Origin of the sequence: Planococcus koreensis (assembly GCF_004761975.1) — a bacterium.
Taxonomy (GTDB): Bacteria; Bacillota; Bacilli; order Bacillales_A; family Planococcaceae; genus Planococcus; species Planococcus koreensis.
Genome location: NZ_RQII01000038.1, coordinates 1 through 17684 on the forward strand (window position 1 = coordinate 1; position 17684 = coordinate 17684).

Annotated in this window: 17 protein-coding genes and 2 pseudogenes; 4 read left to right on the forward strand and 15 right to left on the reverse strand. The window is 48.4% G+C overall.

Going from position 1 to position 17684, the window contains the following annotated elements; translation table 11 throughout:
* Positions 1-263 precede the first annotated feature (263 nt).
* Both EGV91_RS08985 and EGV91_RS08990 read right to left on the reverse strand, forming a co-directional pair.
* A complete protein-coding gene (locus EGV91_RS08985) occupies positions 264-965 on the reverse strand; it encodes an HAD family hydrolase (protein WP_135502811.1) in 702 nt (233 codons plus the stop codon).
* Positions 966-972: 7 nt separating this feature from the next.
* Positions 973-1737, reverse strand: a complete 765-nt coding sequence (locus EGV91_RS08990; protein WP_135502814.1) for a hypothetical protein — start codon at positions 1735-1737, stop codon at positions 973-975.
* A gap of 174 nt (positions 1738-1911) precedes the next feature.
* Between EGV91_RS08990 and EGV91_RS08995 the strand changes: the two genes are divergently transcribed.
* Positions 1912-2535 (forward strand): hypothetical protein, encoded by a 624-nt coding sequence (locus tag EGV91_RS08995; RefSeq protein ID WP_135502816.1) that lies wholly within the window; start codon positions 1912-1914, stop codon positions 2533-2535.
* Positions 2528-3097 (forward strand): redoxin domain-containing protein, encoded by a 570-nt coding sequence (locus tag EGV91_RS09000; protein ID WP_135502817.1) that lies wholly within the window; start codon positions 2528-2530, stop codon positions 3095-3097. Before EGV91_RS08995 ends, EGV91_RS09000 begins: the two co-directional genes overlap by 8 nt.
* A gap of 39 nt (positions 3098-3136) precedes the next feature.
* On the opposite strand, the gene EGV91_RS09005 is transcribed toward EGV91_RS09000, so the two are convergent.
* Both EGV91_RS09005 and bglA read right to left on the reverse strand, forming a co-directional pair.
* Positions 3137-3709, reverse strand: coding sequence for an AAA family ATPase (locus EGV91_RS09005; protein WP_135502819.1), 573 nt, complete (start codon positions 3707-3709; stop codon positions 3137-3139).
* Between the two features lie 349 nt (positions 3710-4058).
* Entirely contained in the window at positions 4059-5498 is a 1440-nt protein-coding gene (gene bglA / locus EGV91_RS09010; RefSeq protein ID WP_135502821.1) for a 6-phospho-beta-glucosidase BglA, read from the reverse strand.
* A 189-nt stretch (positions 5499-5687) separates the two neighbouring features.
* On the opposite strand from bglA, the gene EGV91_RS09015 reads away from it, so the two are divergent.
* Entirely contained in the window at positions 5688-6389 is a 702-nt protein-coding gene (locus EGV91_RS09015) for a GntR family transcriptional regulator (RefSeq protein ID WP_135502823.1), read from the forward strand.
* A 118-nt stretch (positions 6390-6507) separates the two neighbouring features.
* On the opposite strand, the gene glmS is transcribed toward EGV91_RS09015, so the two are convergent.
* From glmS to EGV91_RS09060, 9 genes are all read right to left on the reverse strand, one after another.
* Positions 6508-8310, reverse strand: coding sequence for a glutamine--fructose-6-phosphate transaminase (isomerizing) (glmS, locus tag EGV91_RS09020; RefSeq protein ID WP_135502825.1), 1803 nt, complete (start codon positions 8308-8310; stop codon positions 6508-6510).
* Between the two features lie 466 nt (positions 8311-8776).
* Positions 8777-10126, reverse strand: coding sequence for a phosphoglucosamine mutase (gene glmM / locus EGV91_RS09025; protein ID WP_135502827.1), 1350 nt, complete (start codon positions 10124-10126; stop codon positions 8777-8779).
* Between the two features lie 114 nt (positions 10127-10240).
* Positions 10241-11215 (reverse strand): CdaR family protein, encoded by a 975-nt coding sequence (locus EGV91_RS09030; RefSeq protein ID WP_135502829.1) that lies wholly within the window; start codon positions 11213-11215, stop codon positions 10241-10243.
* A complete protein-coding gene (gene cdaA, locus EGV91_RS09035) occupies positions 11208-12047 on the reverse strand; it encodes a diadenylate cyclase CdaA (protein ID WP_135502831.1) in 840 nt (279 codons plus the stop codon). Before cdaA ends, EGV91_RS09030 begins: the two co-directional genes overlap by 8 nt.
* 99 nt (positions 12048-12146) lie before the next feature.
* Positions 12147-12779, reverse strand: coding sequence for an anti-sigma factor family protein (locus EGV91_RS09040; protein WP_135502833.1), 633 nt, complete (start codon positions 12777-12779; stop codon positions 12147-12149).
* Positions 12780-12791: 12 nt separating this feature from the next.
* Positions 12792-13355, reverse strand: coding sequence for an RNA polymerase sigma factor SigW (gene sigW, locus EGV91_RS09045; RefSeq protein WP_135502835.1), 564 nt, complete (start codon positions 13353-13355; stop codon positions 12792-12794).
* Between the two features lie 170 nt (positions 13356-13525).
* Positions 13526-14434 carry an arginase gene (gene rocF, locus EGV91_RS09050; protein WP_135502837.1) on the reverse strand — a complete coding sequence of 303 codons (909 nt, stop codon included), beginning with the start codon at positions 14432-14434 and terminating at the stop codon, positions 13526-13528.
* 70 nt (positions 14435-14504) lie between these two features.
* The gene (locus EGV91_RS09055; protein WP_135502839.1) at positions 14505-15065 is read right to left on the reverse strand and encodes a GNAT family N-acetyltransferase; all 561 of its coding nucleotides are present in this window, start codon (positions 15063-15065) and stop codon (positions 14505-14507) included.
* Positions 15066-15080: 15 nt separating this feature from the next.
* Positions 15081-15962, reverse strand: a complete 882-nt coding sequence (locus EGV91_RS09060; RefSeq protein WP_135502841.1) for a LysR family transcriptional regulator — start codon at positions 15960-15962, stop codon at positions 15081-15083.
* Positions 15963-16065: 103 nt separating this feature from the next.
* Between EGV91_RS09060 and EGV91_RS09065 the strand changes: the two genes are divergently transcribed.
* The gene (locus EGV91_RS09065; protein ID WP_135502843.1) at positions 16066-17145 is read left to right on the forward strand and encodes a citrate synthase/methylcitrate synthase; all 1080 of its coding nucleotides are present in this window, start codon (positions 16066-16068) and stop codon (positions 17143-17145) included.
* Positions 17146-17192: 47 nt separating this feature from the next.
* Here the strand turns inward: EGV91_RS09065 and EGV91_RS09070 are convergent.
* Both EGV91_RS09070 and groEL read right to left on the reverse strand, forming a co-directional pair.
* Positions 17193-17429: pseudogene (locus EGV91_RS09070) on the reverse strand (transposase); the annotation flags it as partial.
* A gap of 29 nt (positions 17430-17458) precedes the next feature.
* Positions 17459-17684, reverse strand: a pseudogene (groEL, locus tag EGV91_RS09075) (chaperonin GroEL); the annotation flags it as partial.

Below are 17684 nucleotides of genomic sequence, written 5' to 3' on the forward strand. Positions count from 1 at the left end.
AAAAAGTGCGTTAGCTGTTTCCGGCAAAAGTGAATGGAAATATGTAAATACAGGATCGATTACCGTCCAGACAAGAGATTTCGCAGGACGCGCAAACAATTCGAACGTGATTAACCCGAAACTTAAAAAGCGGCAGCCAAAAAGAGAATTTATAGAAGAGAGCCATGTCTAACCTCCTTATTTAACAGAGTAAGGGAAAATATCATAGAACTTCCTAATATTCTTCGCTTAAAAATTCTTCGATATATTCTCTCAACTCCTCTTTAAGCCTCGGCATACAAAGGTTCAAATCCGCTGATTTCAATTGCATCGTTTGCGACCAGCGCAGGCAATTGCTGTAAATGGCTGACCTTAAAATCGGCGGTTGGCGCCTGGCCATGCGGGTTTTCCATCCAAATCGCCGACATGCCTACCGCTTTGGCCGCCGCTATATCATTTTCCGGATGGTCGCCGATATACACTGCTTCATGGGGTTTGACACCTAAAGCCTCCAGCGCTTTTTCAAATATGCGCGGGTCGGGCTTCGATATGCCTTCAATCCCCGACACCAAAGCTACGCTAAAATAATCTTCTATGCCAAGGGCTCGGATGCTGTCCAATTGCAGCTGTCCCGGCCCATTTGTAATGAGGGCCAGTTGCACGCTATTCTTCTGCAATTCCCCAAGCATATCTGTCAATCCCGGAAAGCCCACACAATGTTCTTTAAAACGGCTGAGGTAATCCGCCAGCATTATTTCCCAGGAAATATCCGTTATCCCAAATTCCACAACCAGCTGCTGATACACCTCATCTTTCCAGCGATAGCCTCTTGCATCGAGTTCAATGAACCGCTGCATAAACTGCTCTTTCGGGATGTGTCCGAGCTCTCCAGGGAACCGGTCATATTGACTGTCTATAAAAGAAGCAAGCGAACGCTCACGGTCCAATAAGGTACCGTCTAAATCAAATATTGCCGCTTTGAACATCCGCTTTTCACCTCTTTTCCATTGCTTTGTAAATCTTCAGCGCCTCTAACAGGAATTCCCTGTCATATCCCGTTTTGCTGCGGATCCGTTCTGCCCATTCGCTAAGGTCTGCTGCCGGAGGGTCAGGGAAAAGACCCTCTGACGTGCTGAGAAAGCTTTTCCAATCATCGAACTCCCAATGCGCCGTTTCATTTTTATAAGGTACGCGCACTTCCAGAAGCGGTTTCGGGTAGACGTGGTTTTGAGAAAATTCCGCAGCTTGCCAGAACACGCCGTCCTCCACCGGATCCAAATCATAGGCCTGCTGTGACCGTTTGCCTCCCGGCCTGTGATAGATGATTTCTGTATGGCCATTAGCGGCAAATACCTGGACTTCCGCTCCCGGGAAAAAACCTGCGAGCCTTTCCCCGCTGAAAGCCGGATCGTCCGCATCCAACAGTACCGGCTGCAGCCATTGGTCGCCCAGGTCGCATAAATAGCGCCGGCCATGCTTGTCTTCTGCCACAACTGCCGCATGCGCTTCCTCGGTCCCCAATTCGCTGCCGACCGGATAAGCCTTAATCCCTTCTTTCCGGAATTCGTCCAACAGCCACAAAGCCAGATCAAAGCAATTCCCCGTAATGTTATATTGCTGGCGGTGCTGCTTCATCAATTCAACAGTACGCTGCTTTTGTCGATCGGTTCTTTTGAAAAACCAAGCCTTCGTCAAGGTTTCCATCGGGAATCCATCAAAGCGTTTCCAGACTTCCAAAATTTCATCCGATGCTTTCATGCCATCAACCTTCTTTGCTGATTTTCTCATTTAATATGCGATGCTATCTTCTTTACTTTCGATTTTGCCGAGGCGGAATCCTTTAAAGCGGCGCTGCCAATCTTAAGTTCTTGCATCTCGCCTGCCGTATACCCCATACTGTATATAATTGTGTTGAATAAGGAGTGTTCCAAAATGACTTTGTACCAAATCGGCAGCATCACAATGCCTGCTGTGTGGATTGCCACCCTCATTGCCCTTGCCGTTTCCGCTGTCGCCTGGCGCATCATCAGCGGTGAAAAAATCGGTGAATGGTATTGGAACGCGTTCACTTTATACTTTTTGGTCTGGAAAGCAAGTTATATCCTTTTTAACTTTGAGGAATTCATGAACTTTCCAATGTCCGTGCTGTACTTTAACGGCGGTGCGTCCGGCCATATGCTGGCATTAGCTGCGCTTGCCGTTTATCTATGGATGGCCGTAAAAAAACACGCCGCCCTTTCCCGGGATGCGCTGCCAGTCCTGCTGCTATTTTTTGTCGGATTTGAAGCTGCGCTTGCCATGCTTGAACAGCAATTGGCGGCTTCTGTTCTCCATACGATTCTTTTTGTCAGCATTGCCGCCTTCCTCTACATTTCCCGCAAAAGAGCCATTGCTGGCAGCACACAAATCTATATTTTATTCGTCCTAGCTGAAGGGTTGACCCTGAGCATCTTCCAGCCGCTCTTCTCGGTTGAGCCGCTGACCTTCAGCTGGCTTGCCCTTACCGCATTTGCTTTGGCACGATTCCGAAAAAGTGAGGTCATCATCCATGAATAAAAACACATTGTCCATCGCCATCATCGTCTTGCTGCTTGCGATTGCAGCAGTCAATTTCCTCGGACCGTCTTTTGCCGAAGAAAAGCCAGCCCAACCCGTGGCCAGCGGAGCTGCTAATACTGCTGACTCGTCTGCGCCGGCAGAAGGAGAAGCCGCTCCGGACTTCGTGCTTACGTCGTTGGATGGCGAAGCGGTCCGCCTGTCGGATTACCGCGGCAAAAAAGTCATCTTGAACTTCTGGGCCACCTGGTGCCCGCCCTGCAAAGCCGAAATGCCGCATATGCAAAAATTCTATGAAGCCAATAAAGACCAGGGAATCGAAGTGCTCGCTGTCAATTTGACGAGCATCGATAAAGGCGAGGAATCGGTCCAGGCATTCGTTGAGGAATTCGGCCTGACGTTTCCGATCCCAATGGACCGCGACGGACAGCTCGGGCCGCAATACCAGGCCGTGACGATTCCGACCACTTACATCATCGACACTGAAGGCATCATCCAGAAGAAAGTTGTCGGTCCCATGGATGAAGCCATGATGCAAAAACTGACCTCTTCTATTAATTGATCGACAGCCCGGAATCCTTTAGCGGAAATCCGGGCTTTTTTATGCCTTATCCTGAACGCGGCGTCCGCCCAGCTCTTTTGCAGAAAGCTTATAGGCCGTCATGATCCTGGCGTGGAGCTCTTCAAGCGGCCATGAGCTGTCGAGCTTCAGCACCGGGCTCTTGGCTATCGCCATTTGATGGGCATGCTCCGCATACGTTCCGACCATTTCCTTGTCTTCAGCTTTCACATACGTCTGGCACCATTCCAAAAACTCATTCGTCATTTCTCCTTTTTCATCAAGCGAAAATGGGCTGTTCCGCTCGGCTTCCCTCGCGCGCAGCCGTTGCAGCCGGAGATCTTCATCAAGAAAAAGAAAAACCAGCAGCTCCCGGTCATTGAAGCCCTCTTTGCACCAGGCATAAACCGAACCCGAAGCCACATAGCCTTCCGAAGATTCCATGTCCCGCCGGTACATCGCCAAGCGCTCTTCCACAGCATAGCTTTCGATGAAGCCATCGCCTTTCCAAATGTAACGATCGGTATCGATGCATCTCAATTCTTCTCTTTCAGCGACATACTCCCCCAACGTAGTCTTCCCTGTACCGGACCCGCCAATAATCTGGATTTTCATAAATAATCCCCCCCTGTTTCACGCACTCTCTTCTTCCATAATACGACAAAAAAAGCATCCGTAAAGTGACTTCACACTTTACGAATGCTTTTCCTTTTCAAAGTTTTGAAATTCTTTTAATACTGTATCGAGAGATATCTTAGCGGAGGCGCGTCAAAGGGCTAGGCAAGGAAATGGCCAAATGGAATTTGGTCATTTCCTTTGCTTCGAAGCTAGCGAAGCGATGCAGAAGCAGAAAGGTCTTAGCTATAAGAGGGGTGTTCTTCCCGGCTTATTACAGGAGCCATGCCCAAAGCGTCCGAAGCGGTGTTCAAAATACCTCTTCTTTCGTTCAATATAGACAGCCTTCTTATAATTCCTCGCCATTCGTCTGAATCACTTTTTTATACCATTCAAACGAATCCTTCTTGGAACGCTTCATCGAGCCATTCCCTTCGTTATCGCGGTCGACGTAAATCATGCCATAGCGTTTTTTCATCTCGCCGGTTGTGAACGACACGATATCAATGATGCCCCATGGCGTATAGCCCATCAGATCAACGCCATCGTAAATCACGGCTTTTTCCAATGCTTCGATATGGGATTTCAAGTAGGCAATTCTTTGCGGGTCATGGATTGAGCCGTCTTCTTCGACTAGATCAATTGCGCCAAAGCCGTTTTCGACGATGAATAACGGAATCTGGTAGCGGTCGTAAAGGCGGTTCAATGCATACCTCAATCCCATCGGATCGATCGCCCAACCCCAGTCGCTTGATTTGATGTATGGATTTTCTACAACATTTGGCAATCCGCCCGTCACAATATTGCCGTGATTGCCATTTTGGACAGCGCTGTTCACCGTTGTGGACATGTAATAGCTAAATCCTAAATAATCCACTATGCCGTTTCGCAGGATGTCGTCATCCCCCGGCTCCATTTGGATTTTATAGCCTTCCCGTTCAAACTCTTTCAACACGTAGCTCGGGTAATAGCCGCGCACGTGGACATCCGGGAAGAAATAACGCTGCCTCATTTCTTCTTCCGCCAGCATCACATCCGCAGGGTTTGAAGAATACGGATAAATCGGCACATGGGAAACCATGGCTCCGATCTTGAATTCAGGATTGATGGCTTTTCCAGCTGATACGGCAAGTGCGCTTGCAATCAGTTCATGATGACCTGCTTGGTACATCACTTCCCGCGCATTTTCACCCTCCTCGACAATCACACCTGAGTTGGTCCATAAGAATATCGGGTTATTGACGTCCATCTTGTTGTTGATCTCATTGAAGGTCATCCAGTATTTCACTTTGTCCTGATAGCGGGCAAAGCAAACTTCAGCGAATTTGACGAAATGGTCTACTACTTTGCGGCTTCTGAATCCGCCGTATTCCCGAGCCAAATGCAGCGGCATTTCAAAATGGGACAGCGTGATGACCGGTTCGATTCCGTTCTTCAGCAATTCATCGAACACATTGTCGTAGAATTTCAAGCCTTCTTCGTTCGGCTCCGCTTCGTCGCCTTTCGGAAAAATCCGGCTCCAAGCGATGGATGTACGCAGGCATTTCAATCCCATTTCAGCAAACAGAGCGATATCCTCTTTGTATTTGCTGTAGAAATCAATGGCTTCGTGGTTCGGGTAAAATTTGTCAGCTTCAACTGTATCGGTTATTTCCCGGGCTACGCCGTGCGCGCCCGCCGTCATAACGTCCACAACGCTCGGCCCCTTTCCGCCCTGGTCCCATCCTCCTTCAAATTGGTGGGCCGCTAAAGCGCCGCCCCATAAAAAATCATTCGGTAATTTACTCATTTTATCTCTCTCCTTCTTTGAAGACTTTCCGTGTTTTATTTGAATACTCCTCCATCTTAATTGTACCGGTCTAATTAATCAAGTATCAAACAATTATATTGTGAGTGTTATATTTGATTAGATGAGCACTCGTGCATTATATGGTATAATTCGGTTATCTTTCAGACCATAAAGCAAAGAGGTATGCCCATGTTAAAATATCAGCACATTGCAGACGAACTGGAAAATTACATAGAAGAGCATAAGCTCCAGCAAGGCGCCAAGCTTCCGGTGCTGCAGGATTTGATGCGCCAATTCAATGTTAGCAAAAGCACCGTTACGAAAGCATTGGAGTTGTTGGAGAAAAAAGGGGTCGTGTTCCAAGTTCGGGGCAGCGGCATTTTTGTCCGAAGGCATAAAAGAAATGGCTATATCAGCCTGCTGTCGAATCAAGGCTTTAAAAAAATGCTGGAAGAATTTCAGCTTGCCTCTAAAGTGATTGCGCTCGATGTCCGAAAGCCGACAAAAGAAGCTGCGCTGAATTTGAATATCAGCATCGATGACGATGTCTATTACGTCAAAAGAATCCGTTTTATCCACGGACAGACGCTATGCCTCGAAGAGTCGTATTTCACCAAATCGATTGTCACTTATTTGAACAAAGAAATCATCACCGAATCGATCTTCAATTACATTACGGAAGGGTTGGGCTTGAGCATCGGATTTGCTGATACATTTCTCCATGTCGACAAATTGACCGCTGAAGAAGCCCAGTACCTAGAGCTGAAAGAAGGCGATCCCAAACTTTATGTGGAATCCATTTTCCACTTAAGCAATGGCCAGCCTTTCGACTTTTCCAAAGTGACTTATAATTACGTACAATCGCAGTTCTTCATTCAGGCGGAATTGTAGACTCAAAATATGCGCCTGCCCTGTCATTGGAGGGCAGGCCTTTCTATTTCAGAACCTAAAAAAAGACGTTCGCATAAGTGGCTGGCCACTTTGCGAACGTCTTCTTATTTACATGATTTTATTCGACTGTTACGGATTTCGCCAAGTTACGCGGCTTGTCAACGTCGCAATCGCGGTGAAGCGCTGCGTAATAGCTGATCAGCTGCATCGGGATAACCGAAACAAGCGGTGACAGCAATTCATTGACCTTCGGAAGCACAAGGCTGTCGCCTTCTTCCTGCAAGCCTTCCATTGAAATGATGCATGGGTGAGCGCCGCGTGCCGCTACTTCTTTGACGTTTCCGCGGATGCTCAGGTTCACCGCTTCTTGTGTTGCAAGAGCGATGACCGGTGTGCCTTCTTCGATCAAAGCGATCGTTCCGTGCTTCAATTCGCCGCCGGCAAAACCTTCTGCTTGGATATACGAAATTTCTTTCAGTTTCAATGCGCCTTCAAGGCCCACGAAATAATCCATTACGCGGCCGATAAAGAAGCAATTGCGTGTAGTTGAAAGGAAGTCACGGGCGATTTGCTCCATTTCTTCTTTCATGTCCACTTGGGCTTGGATTGCGTTTGCCACAATTCCCAGTTCCTGCACAAGGTCAAAGCCGATATCAAGGCCTTTGAACTGTGCTGTTACAGCTGACAAAATCGACAACACAGCGATTTGGGCTGTGTATGCTTTTGTCGACGCAACGGCAATTTCAGGGCCTGCGTACAACAATAACGTGTAATCCGATTCGCGTGAAAGCGTAGAACCGGCAACGTTTGTGATCGTCAATGACGGGTGGCCCAATTCTTTGATCTTCACAAGAACTTGGCGGCTGTCAGCCGTTTCGCCTGATTGTGAGATAAAGATAAACAATGGTTTTTCAGACAGAAGCGGCATGTTATAGCCGAATTCGCTCGCTACATGCACTTCTACTGGAATTTGCGCCATTTTCTCGATGTATTCTTTGCCGATCAAACCAGCGTGGTAGCTTGTACCTGCTGCAATGATGTGGATACGGTCTGCATTTTTCATCGCATCCAGAATTTCCGGCTGGATTGTCAATTGGTCTTCGCCGTTCTGGTAGGCTTGGACGATTTTACGCATAACTGCAGGCTGCTCGTCAATTTCTTTTAACATATAATGAGGGTATGTCCCTTTTTCGATATCGCTCATGTCAATTTCCGCTGTAAACGGCTGGCGGTTGATCACTTCGCCGTCCAACGTTGAAATTTCAACACTGTCTTTGCGGACGATGACGATTTCTTTGTCCATCAATTCCACGAATTGATCGGTAACTTGAAGCATTGCCATTGCATCACTTGCGACAACGTTGAAGCCTTCACCAAGTCCAACAAGCAATGGGCTCTTGTTTTTCGCAACGAAAATTGTCTGCGCTTCTTCAGCGTCCAATAACGCGATTGCGTATGAACCCTTAAGCAATGTCAACGTTTTGCTGAATGCTTCTTTTGTTGTCATGCCTTCTGCAACAAGCTTGCCGATCAACTGGACGATGACTTCTGTATCCGTATCGGATTCCATTTCCATTCCAGCTAAATAATCGCGCTGCAAATGGTGGTAGTTTTCGATAACGCCGTTATGGACAATCGTGAAACGGTCTGACGTATTTTGGTGTGGATGAGCATTCACTTTATTCGGCTTGCCGTGAGTTGCCCAGCGCGTGTGCCCGATTCCAGTTGTGCCGACTACTTCATCTGCTACGATTGCACGCAAATCAGCAATGCGGCCTTTTTCTTTGAATACTGTTACGCCTTCTCCGCCGCGCACTGCGATGCCCGCTGAATCGTATCCGCGGTATTCCAATCGTTCCAATCCTTTTAACAAAATTTCCTTTGAATCATTTTCTCCAATATAACCGACAATTCCACACATGTTTAAATTCCTCCATTTTCAAGTCAAAATGAGCGTTTGCTTACGTTCGCAAACGCTTCCGATGAGCCCATCTCCACCGTTGTCCAGCCGATCGCTCAACTGTTTTGGGTGCAAGATATTACGACCGGGCTTCGCGGCCGGGAGGTATCCGCCGAAACATCGATACTCCTCCTCCTCGTCTACTGGAAACTGATTTATCCATCCGATTTTTCCAGTACAGGCGCTTCAACTATTTTCCTTGTACGCTTTACTATCCCCCTTTTTCTGCGGCCTCAAACAGGCAATTTCATCATACCTCCTAACACTTGGGAAGTCAATGAAACCCTATTGAAATGGGGCTTCAGCACCGTTGCGAGGCTCTTTATGCCCCCCTTTCTTTTTGGATGCGCTTTCTTTTATTGGCGATAAAAAAAGAAAGCTCTTGCAAGCCATTTCCATGGCTTGCAAGAGCTTTCCCTAAGTTATTTTATTTCATGCCCATTTCTGCACGCACGACTTCAGCGATGCGTTCCACGTATTCTTCACAAGCTTCAGCAGTCGATGCTTCAACCATGACGCGCACCAATGGCTCTGTCCCGGATGGGCGCACGAGCACACGGCCGTTGCCGCCCATTTCCGCTTCGACTTCTGCGATTTTCGCAGCGACTTTCGCATTGTCGGTTACCGCGTGCTTATCTGTGACGCGGATATTCACCAATTTCTGAGGGAAAATTGTCATCTCTCCTGCAAGCTCCGACAATTTCTTGCCGGTCACTTTCATGATGTTCACCAATTGAAGGCCCGTCAACAAGCCATCTCCGGTTGTATTGTAATCCAGGAAAATAATGTGGCCTGATTGCTCGCCGCCCAGATTGTATTCGTTTTTCTTCATTTCTTCCACTACGTAGCGATCGCCGACAGCGGTCTGTCTGCTTTCCATTCCGTGCTCTTCCAAAGCTTTGTAAAAGCCCATATTGCTCATAACCGTGGAAACAACTGTGTTCTTTTTCAAACGGCCTTCACCGTGCAAATATTTCGCGATGACGTACATGATCTGGTCGCCATCGACAATCTTGCCTTTTTCATCCACGGCGATCAATCGGTCGCCGTCTCCATCAAATGCAAGGCCGATATCAGCATTTTTAGCCAATACCAATTCCGCTAATTTTTCAGGGTGCGTTGAGCCCACTTTATCGTTGATGTTCAAGCCATTCGGTGAAGCCCCCATTGAGGAGATATCAGCATCCAAATCTGCGAAAACATGCGTTGCCAATGTGGAAGTCGCACCGTGTGCGCAATCCAGCGCTACATGGATATCCGTAAACTCTTCGTCCACGGTCTGCTTCAAATACTGGATGTATTTTTGGCCGCCTTCGAAATAATCCGTGATGCTGCCAAGGTCGCCGCCTGTCGGGCGCGGCAATAGATCTTCTTCGCTGTCCAGAAGCGCTTCGATTTCCGCTTCTTGGTCATCGGACAATTTAAAGCCGTCCGATCCGAAAAATTTGATGCCGTTGTCTTCTACCGGGTTATGCGAAGCTGAAATCATGACGCCTGCTTCAGCGCTCATGACACGCGTCAAATAAGAAACTCCCGGAGTGCTGATGATGCCGAGGCGCATAACTTCCGCCCCTACTGACAGCAAGCCTGCAGCCAAAGCGCCTTCAAGCATTTCCCCTGAAATCCGCGTATCGCGGCCGATCAATACCTTCGGCTTTTCTTTAGAGCTCTTTGTTAAAATATATCCGCCGAAACGTCCTAATTTAAAAGCTAATTCAGGTGTCAGTTCGCTATTAGCTACACCTCGCACACCATCAGTTCCAAAATATTTACCCATTATGTTCTCTCCTTTTGACTCTATCTTCGTTACAGAATAATCCATTTTTATACTTTAATGCATTTTGTGCAAAACAGCAAAATTCAAGAAAGTTTTTTCCGGAAGGCGCAGACTTCAAGCGCCTTCAGGCAGCTCAAGTTCATTCTCGACCGTTATATCCGCTTCGACTGTGATTTTTTCCGGATCCAGTGAAGTGATTCCGTTTGGCAACGGCAAATCGATATCGAGCTCTGTATTAGCTGCGGTGATGTCTGCCACATCAACCTCTACCGGTAATTCCGCAATCTCATCGACGATGTTTTTCGGTCCGTAAATCCGGACATTCTCTACTGAGGGTTCCAGTGAATTGATGATGATGCCCGCTGGCGGCTCGCCGTTTTGGCTCAGCGCCACAGGCACTTCCTTGCTGTATTCTTCGATGCCGACCGCTACTTGGACCGCTTCAGGCTCAATCGTGACATTTTCCAGCTTCGTCAAATCATTGGCCAGCACCCGCACGCGCGCCTCCGTTTCAAATGACTCGTTGATGCCGGGTTCACCTGTGATGGTCGCTTTGACGAAACTGATTGAATCGATGACGCTTTTCGGACCGGTGACGGTGACGGAATTCGGATCTGCCACCATGCTTTCGAGCACGAAGCCTTCCGCAAGAAGGCGTTCGTTCAATTCCGGATCGATGCGGAATTCCTGGCTTACCCGTTCTTCGATATTGATTTCGACAAATGCCGGATCCATCTGCACCCGCAATTGCTCAGATAAATTCTCTGTCTGAATCGAAATACGGTGTTCGCCCATTTCCAAGTCACGCAAATCAACGAATAATGTGAAATCCTTTAATTGGCGCGTAGTCTGCACGACGCTCGTCGGACCTGAAATCGTCAAGTCGACCGTTTCAGGCAGGCCGCTGACCATTAAATTGGTGTCATCGTAATAAACTTCCAATGCCACATCTTCAATTTTTTCAGTAATTGTTCCGCTGTCGACGGCGCTATTCGTATCATCAGCCGCTTTAACGGAAAAGAATAGCAGGAATGCGAGCAACAATGCCATAATCCGTAAAAACCATGGGCTGTCCATCAAATTATCCATTCTTTTTCCCCCTCCAGTTCCACCAGGAAGAATCCGCTTGCTGCTGCTGTTCGGCTCCGAACCAGATTCTGCGCAATTTCGCTTCAAAATCCTCAAGCGATAAGTTGCGGTGCAGATCGCCATTGGCTGTCAGGCTGATTGCGCCCGTCTCTTCTGAGACAATGACTGTAATGGCGTCTGTCACTTCACTGATGCCAAGCGCTGCCCGGTGGCGCGTTCCCAGCTCTTTTGAGATAAAAGGGCTTTCTGACAGCGGCAAATAGCAAGCCGCCGCTGCAATCCGGTTGCGTTGGATGATCACTGCACCATCGTGCAAAGGTGTATTGGGAATGAACAAATTGATCAATAACTCTGACGTAATGTCGGAGTTCATCGGAATTCCCGTTTCGATGTATTCACTCAATCCCGTCTCGCGTTCAATCGAGATTAACGCACCGATGCGGCGTTTTGCCATATAGCTGACCGACTTGACCATCGCTTCAATCAATCGGTTGCGCTCGGATTCTTCATTCAGCGTGCTGCTGGAAAATAGCTTTCCTCGCCCCAACTGCTCCAATGCACGGCGCATTTCCGGCTGGAAAATAATGATGATCGCCAAAAAGCCCCAATTCAGCACTTGCTGCATAATCCAGCCGAGCGTCTCCAAATTGAGGGCTTGGGTAATCAGATACGCAATGACGATGAAGAATATCCCCTTCAATAACTGGACAGCCTTCGTCCCTTTAATGAGGGTGATCAATTTATAGACAACGAACCATACTAATAAAATATCAATGACATTCACTAAAAGTTCGAGTGGTGTTTGATTTGTTAAATTATCCAAAAACGGCATCTGCAACCCTCGCTTTTCAACATCTGCATATACTTTAGTATATCATAACCCGATTTCACTTGCCCCGAAAGAAAAAACCTATCCCCGGAAGGATAGGTTCTATTGGTCTTCATTATCGCCGCTGCTGAAAATAGCAGCAGCATCTTTTGAAACTTCCTTGATGCCGTACCATAGCCATTCGAAAATCTGGTCGATTTCTTCGATTTCACCGGTGATTACACCGCTCGAAGCCATATACTGTCCGTTGACGATTGTCACGTCGCCGTTCAGTTCGCCTTCGACCCTCAAATCGCCATTGCGGATGGTCAGATCGCCGTCGACAACCATTCCTTCCGGTACAATGACCGTTTCGCCTTCGACCTGCAGATTCGGCTGTTTGGTGAATGCGAATTGCTGGTCTTCATTGAAACTCGTAAACAGCGCTGCGCTCATCATCAAGATGAATAACGCTGCTGCTGTTACAAACGGGTGCTGCCTAAACCAGCGCTGGGCACTGCCGCGTTTCTTTTCTTTCGGCAGCCGCTCCATCGTCTTCTGGACAAAACTGGCAGGCGCCTGTATATGCGAAGCACTTTGCACTAAGGCAATCGTCTTGGTCAATTCATGGTACATCTTGCGGCAATCGCTGCAGCTTTCCAAATAGCCTTTCAGCACCGCTTCATCTTCAGGATTTAAATCCCCGTCTAAATAATCATCCATGAATCGGATGATTTCTTCCGGACACGTCGTCATCGTGCTCGCCTCCTACAAATTGCTCAATTGCTTCCGAAGAGCTTCTCGCCCCCGATGTATACGCGTTTTCACGGTACCAAGCGGCAAATCTAAAATTTCGCTGATTTCCGCCAGCGGCAATTCTTCAATATACTTTAATACAATAGCGGCACGGTACTTATCTGGCAAGCGGCTAATTTCATATTGTACACGTTCCTGCACTTCCATCCTCATCAATTCTTCTTCGGGAAGTTGGTCTTCGTTCGCAATCGACGAGTACATATTCAGCCCTTCTGTGCCGCGTACTTCTGCATCGAGGTAATAATCCGGCTTTTTCTTGCGAATCCGGTCAATGCATAAGTTTGTCGCAATGCGGTAAAGCCATGTCGAAAACTTCCGCTGCTGGTCAAAGGTATGCAAATTCACATAGGCGCGCGTGAAAGCTTCCTGGGCAATGTCTTCCGCTTCGTGCCGATTGCCAAGCATGCGATAGCAAATTTGGAACAGCTGGTGCTGGTACAATTCAACAATCTCTGCAAATGCCTGTTGATCCCCTTTTAACACTTGTTTTATTCGTTTATTCACTAAAGCATCCATGCTCTCATTTCCCTCCGCCTATGCGGCTGTCTTTTATATACGGATTACTTTTCATAAAGTTTCATTTTATTTCTCAACTTCTATCCTAACAAATCTCGCCCAGAAAATCCCATCTTATTTCAAATTCACTGAATAAAAAAGCCCATAAAAAAAACAGGCTTTCGCCTGTTTTATAGTAGTTTTTCCCCTAATAAGGAGCCGATCAGCGCGACAGCAACATCCGCTGTGCGGTTTTTCTCGTCTAGAATCGGATTGACTTCCACAAATTCCGCAGAAGTGATAATTCCAGCATCGAATAATAATTCCATCGCTAAATGGCTTTCGCGGTACGTGATGCCGCCTGGAACCGGTGTACCGACGCCTGGCGTGTACATCGGATCGATGCCGTCGAGGTCAAGCGATAAATGCACAGCATCCGTACGGCGTTCTTCTTTCAAGTACTGGATTGCGTCATCGATGACTGCGTGCATGCCCATGCTGTCGATTTCGTGCATGCTGTATACGCGGATGCCGCGTTCTTTGATCAATTCACGTTCTCCCGGGTCAACCGAACGCGCACCGATGATGACGATGTTCTCCGGCTTCACTTTCGGTGAATAGCCGCGGATATGCGTCAATTGCTCATGGCCAAGGCCGAAGCTTGCTGCAAGCGGCATGCCATGGATGTTGCCCGATGGTGATGTGTCGCTCGTGTTCATGTCGGCGTGCGCGTCGTACCAGATGACGCCCAAGTTTTCATGGCGTTCAGAAATTCCGGCCAATGTGCCGATGGCAATGCTGTGGTCTCCACCAAGTACGAGTGGGAAATTGCCCGCTTCTGCCACTTCAAAGACTTTCGCGCCCAACGCTTCAGTCGCTTCCGTGACAATCTTCAAATTGCGCAAATTCGTGTCAGCATCAAGTTTGCCGTCTGCCTGTCCGATTTGGATGTCCCCTTCATCTTTCACCGAGTAGCCCAGGCTTTCAATGCGGTCCACAACGCCCGCATAGCGGATTGCGCTTGGCCCCATGTCGACGCCGCGGCGGTTTTGTCCATGGTCCATTGGTACACCAATAATCGAGATGTTCTTTTTATTCATTATTTTATACCCCCTTTGAAGTCTAAGTCCATTGTAACTTCTCTTGTTGCAATGGCTCAACCTGACAAAATCAAGTATATTTATTCATTTTTTCAATCAATTGTATTTTAGCTTCAGGCCATTCACTGTCGATGATCGAATACAGCACGGCATCCCGAGGTTTTCCCGTCGACCGGATCCGTTCGTTGCGGATCACGCCTTCTTTGACAGTGCCGAGCCTTTCCAGCGCTCTTTGGGAACGGTGATTTTCCGCATCGGTCTTGAATTGGACGCGGATCATACCCATTTCTTCGAAGCAATGCGCCAGCAGCATCGTTTTGACCGCTGTATTGACATGGCTGCGCTGTACGGATTCCGCGTAGAAAGTAGAACCAATTTCGCAGCTCTTGTTCTTGTGGTCGATCATGGCAATCCGTGTCGTGCCGATGATTCTTCCAGTATCCATGTCTTCTACGGCAAAGCCCCGCACATCGCTGCGGCCGATTCCTGCCTCGAGCCACACCTTCATCTCATCGAAACTCTGCACTTTCGTCAGCATATGCTCAAAAATAGCCGGTGTATGAAGTTCCCACAAAGCCGGTATATCGCTGTGCTCCAATGCCCTTAGCCGTACCCCTGAATGTTCCATCATTGTAAATCACCCCTTCTAGCTGAAATGGACCGCTTGAATTCGTGCTAAAAATTCACGCTCCAATGCGCCCATATCCTTCACTAAATAATAAGTCAAAACTTCAGGCAGCGGAAACAAATCGAAATGGGCATCCATCAGCCTGCCTTCGATCAATTCGCGCCGCACCATCGAAGCTGGCAGAAATGACATGCCAAGCCCTTCCTGGATAAAGCGTTTGGCGATGTGGGCTTGCGTCACTTTCATCGTCCGAAGTCCCGGCATGCCCCGGCGCAGCTTCAACAGCAATTCCTCCCAAAAGACCGGATGGTGGTGGGTAAAGAGAAAACCGGATTGCAGCACCGTTTCAATTGAAATCGCAGGCCCGCCCTCGTCGTCGTATGCATCCCTAGGCAGGATGAACAACAGACGGTCGCGGTAGGCCGTTTCGTGAATGACGCTGCGCCTCACGGAAGGCAGAGCAGAAAGCCCCGCAGATACTTCTCCGCTGTCCACAAGCTCTTCGATCCCTTCCGACTCTTCTACGCGGATAACCAGCTCAATGTCCGGATGGTCCCGCATGAACGACTTCAGTATATACGGCAGCACCGTTTCCGCCATCAGCGGCGAAATTGCCAATACCCATTTCTGCCGGTAGCCTTGTTCAAACGCATGAAGGCCTTCGATGCTTTCCTCCAGTTGATTGAGCACCCGCAGTGCCTGCGGTCTGAATTGCCTGCCCGCTTCCGTCAGCGCCACTCTGTTCTTTTCCCGTTTAAAAAGCGCGATGCCCAGCGATTCCTCCAATAACTTAATATGCACCGTGACATTCGGCTGTGACATCAGCAAGCGCTCCGACGTCTTGCGGAAATTCCCTGTTTCAGCAGCATCAACAAACGTTTTCAGCCACGCCAATTCCATACTTCCCTCTCCCTCAATTAAGTATTTTGATTGATTTAATTATATATCTTTAATTTTCATTATCAAAGATCCAACGTATGCTAATAAAAAAGGAGGAATTCATATGTTCCAAAAAGGCTTGAAAGGCGTAATAGCTGTACAAACAAAAATAGCCTCGGTTGATGGGGATAAAGGCGAGCTGAAGTACCGCGGACTGCTGGTGGACCAGGCTGTCGAAGGAAAAACGTTTGAAGAAACCGCATTTTTCCTGTGGAACGGTGCCTGGCCGGAAAAAGATGAATTGCATGCACTTGTGGATGAGCTGAAAAAAGAACGCATCTTGCCTGTACACGTAACAGCGATTGCAGAATTGCTGCCGGCCGATGTTTCGATCATGGACAACCTGCGGACGCTCGTCTCGGCTTTCAGCAGCCGCGAGTTCGGCTTGCGCAGCCCGAAAGGCCAAGCACTTGCACTGACCGCAGCACTTCCGGTGATGGCTGCTATGCTTTATCGCCTAAAACACGGCCTGAAGCCCATAGAAGCGCGCCAAGATCTCGGCCACACTGCGAACTTCCTGTGGATGCTGAACGGCCAGGAGCCGCTAAATGTGCACATTGAAGCTTTGGACACTTATTTGAAACTGACCATGGAGCACGGCATGAATGCGTCCACGTTCGCTGCACGCGTCACCGTGTCCACAGAATCCGATATGGTCGCAGCCATTACTTCCGCACTCGGAACGATGAAAGGCCCTTTACACGGCGGAGCTCCTTCCGGCGTCATCGACTTGCTGGAGGAAATCCAGACGCCGGACCGCATCGAAAGCGTCATCCGGACCAAGCTTGAGCACGGTGAAAAAATTATGGGCTTCGGCCACCGCATTTACCGCACCGAGGACCCGCGTTCGATCATCCTCCGCAAGAAATGCCTGGCTTTGCAAGGCGAAGACGAATGGCTCGATCTCGCGACGGCCGCTGAAACCGAAATCATCCGGTTGCTGAACCTCCATAAACCGGGACGCGCACTGCACACGAACGTCGAATTCTACGCCGCTGCCATCATGCGCTCGATCGACATGCCGCCGGAACTGTTCACGCCATCCTTCAGCATTGCCCGCATCGTCGGATGGACTGCCCATGTTCTTGAGCAGCAAAACGATAACGTCATATTCCGGCCGCAATCGGAATACATCGGAAACTAAAAAGGTTCTCCGTCAAATGTTGGGGTGAGGCGATATCGCCTTCACCCTTAACCAACGTGAACTCCAATATTCTTATACTTGTGTGTCAGTAATATTTTCGCGCGAGCCCGCTCGAAATTCCGGAATCCGAACGCGTTGCGTTTGATCACTTTTGTGAGGTTATTGATGCCTTCTAAAAAGCCATTGGAATAAGGGAATGCAAAACTGTTCAAGATCTCGGTCTGCCAATTATGGAAGGTCCGCATCGCTTTCTGAAACTCCGGAATCCCGGATTGTGCCACCAGCTGACGAAATTCATGCAACTGTGTTTTGGTCTTGAGGACATCCTCAGGACCTCTTTTCCTTCAACGATTGTCGTGTTTTCTTTCGATACGACAACTTTCGATGCACGGCCAAGCTGTGTAATGTTCGTTGTTTTCAATTCCAAGCCAAGGTCTTCCGTGATACTTCCGCACCCGTAAGTGCTGCAATGTCTTCAAGCATCGCTTTGCGGCGATCGCCGAAGCCAGGAGCTTTGACAGCTACAGCATTGAACGTTC

What these genes read in the sequence shown, in the direction of transcription:
- EGV91_RS08995 (WP_135502816.1), top strand. Translation starts at nt 1,912, where the DNA reads ATGACTTTGTACCAAATCGGCAGCATCACAATGCCTGCTGTGTGGATT.
- bglA (WP_135502821.1), bottom strand. Translation starts at nt 5,498, where the DNA reads ATGAGTAAATTACCGAATGATTTTTTATGGGGCGGCGCTTTAGCGGCC.
- EGV91_RS09040 (WP_135502833.1), bottom strand. Translation starts at nt 12,779, where the DNA reads ATGACGACGTGTCCGGAAGAAATCATCCGATTCATGGATGATTATTTA.
- EGV91_RS09030 (WP_135502829.1), bottom strand. Translation starts at nt 11,215, where the DNA reads ATGGATAATTTGATGGACAGCCCATGGTTTTTACGGATTATGGCATTG.
- EGV91_RS09060 (WP_135502841.1), bottom strand. Translation starts at nt 15,962, where the DNA reads ATGGAATTGGCGTGGCTGAAAACGTTTGTTGATGCTGCTGAAACAGGG.
- sigW (WP_135502835.1), bottom strand. Translation starts at nt 13,355, where the DNA reads ATGGATGCTTTAGTGAATAAACGAATAAAACAAGTGTTAAAAGGGGAT.
- EGV91_RS08990 (WP_135502814.1), bottom strand. Translation starts at nt 1,737, where the DNA reads ATGAAAGCATCGGATGAAATTTTGGAAGTCTGGAAACGCTTTGATGGA.
- EGV91_RS09015 (WP_135502823.1), top strand. Translation starts at nt 5,688, where the DNA reads ATGTTAAAATATCAGCACATTGCAGACGAACTGGAAAATTACATAGAA.
- cdaA (WP_135502831.1), bottom strand. Translation starts at nt 12,047, where the DNA reads ATGCCGTTTTTGGATAATTTAACAAATCAAACACCACTCGAACTTTTA.
- EGV91_RS09000 (WP_135502817.1), top strand. Translation starts at nt 2,528, where the DNA reads ATGAATAAAAACACATTGTCCATCGCCATCATCGTCTTGCTGCTTGCG.
- EGV91_RS09055 (WP_135502839.1), bottom strand. Translation starts at nt 15,065, where the DNA reads ATGATGGAACATTCAGGGGTACGGCTAAGGGCATTGGAGCACAGCGAT.
- EGV91_RS08985 (WP_135502811.1), bottom strand. Translation starts at nt 965, where the DNA reads ATGTTCAAAGCGGCAATATTTGATTTAGACGGTACCTTATTGGACCGT.
- glmS (WP_135502825.1), bottom strand. Translation starts at nt 8,310, where the DNA reads ATGTGTGGAATTGTCGGTTATATTGGAGAAAATGATTCAAAGGAAATT.
- EGV91_RS09065 (WP_135502843.1), top strand. Translation starts at nt 16,066, where the DNA reads ATGTTCCAAAAAGGCTTGAAAGGCGTAATAGCTGTACAAACAAAAATA.
- glmM (WP_135502827.1), bottom strand. Translation starts at nt 10,126, where the DNA reads ATGGGTAAATATTTTGGAACTGATGGTGTGCGAGGTGTAGCTAATAGC.
- rocF (WP_135502837.1), bottom strand. Translation starts at nt 14,434, where the DNA reads ATGAATAAAAAGAACATCTCGATTATTGGTGTACCAATGGACCATGGA.
- EGV91_RS09005 (WP_135502819.1), bottom strand. Translation starts at nt 3,709, where the DNA reads ATGAAAATCCAGATTATTGGCGGGTCCGGTACAGGGAAGACTACGTTG.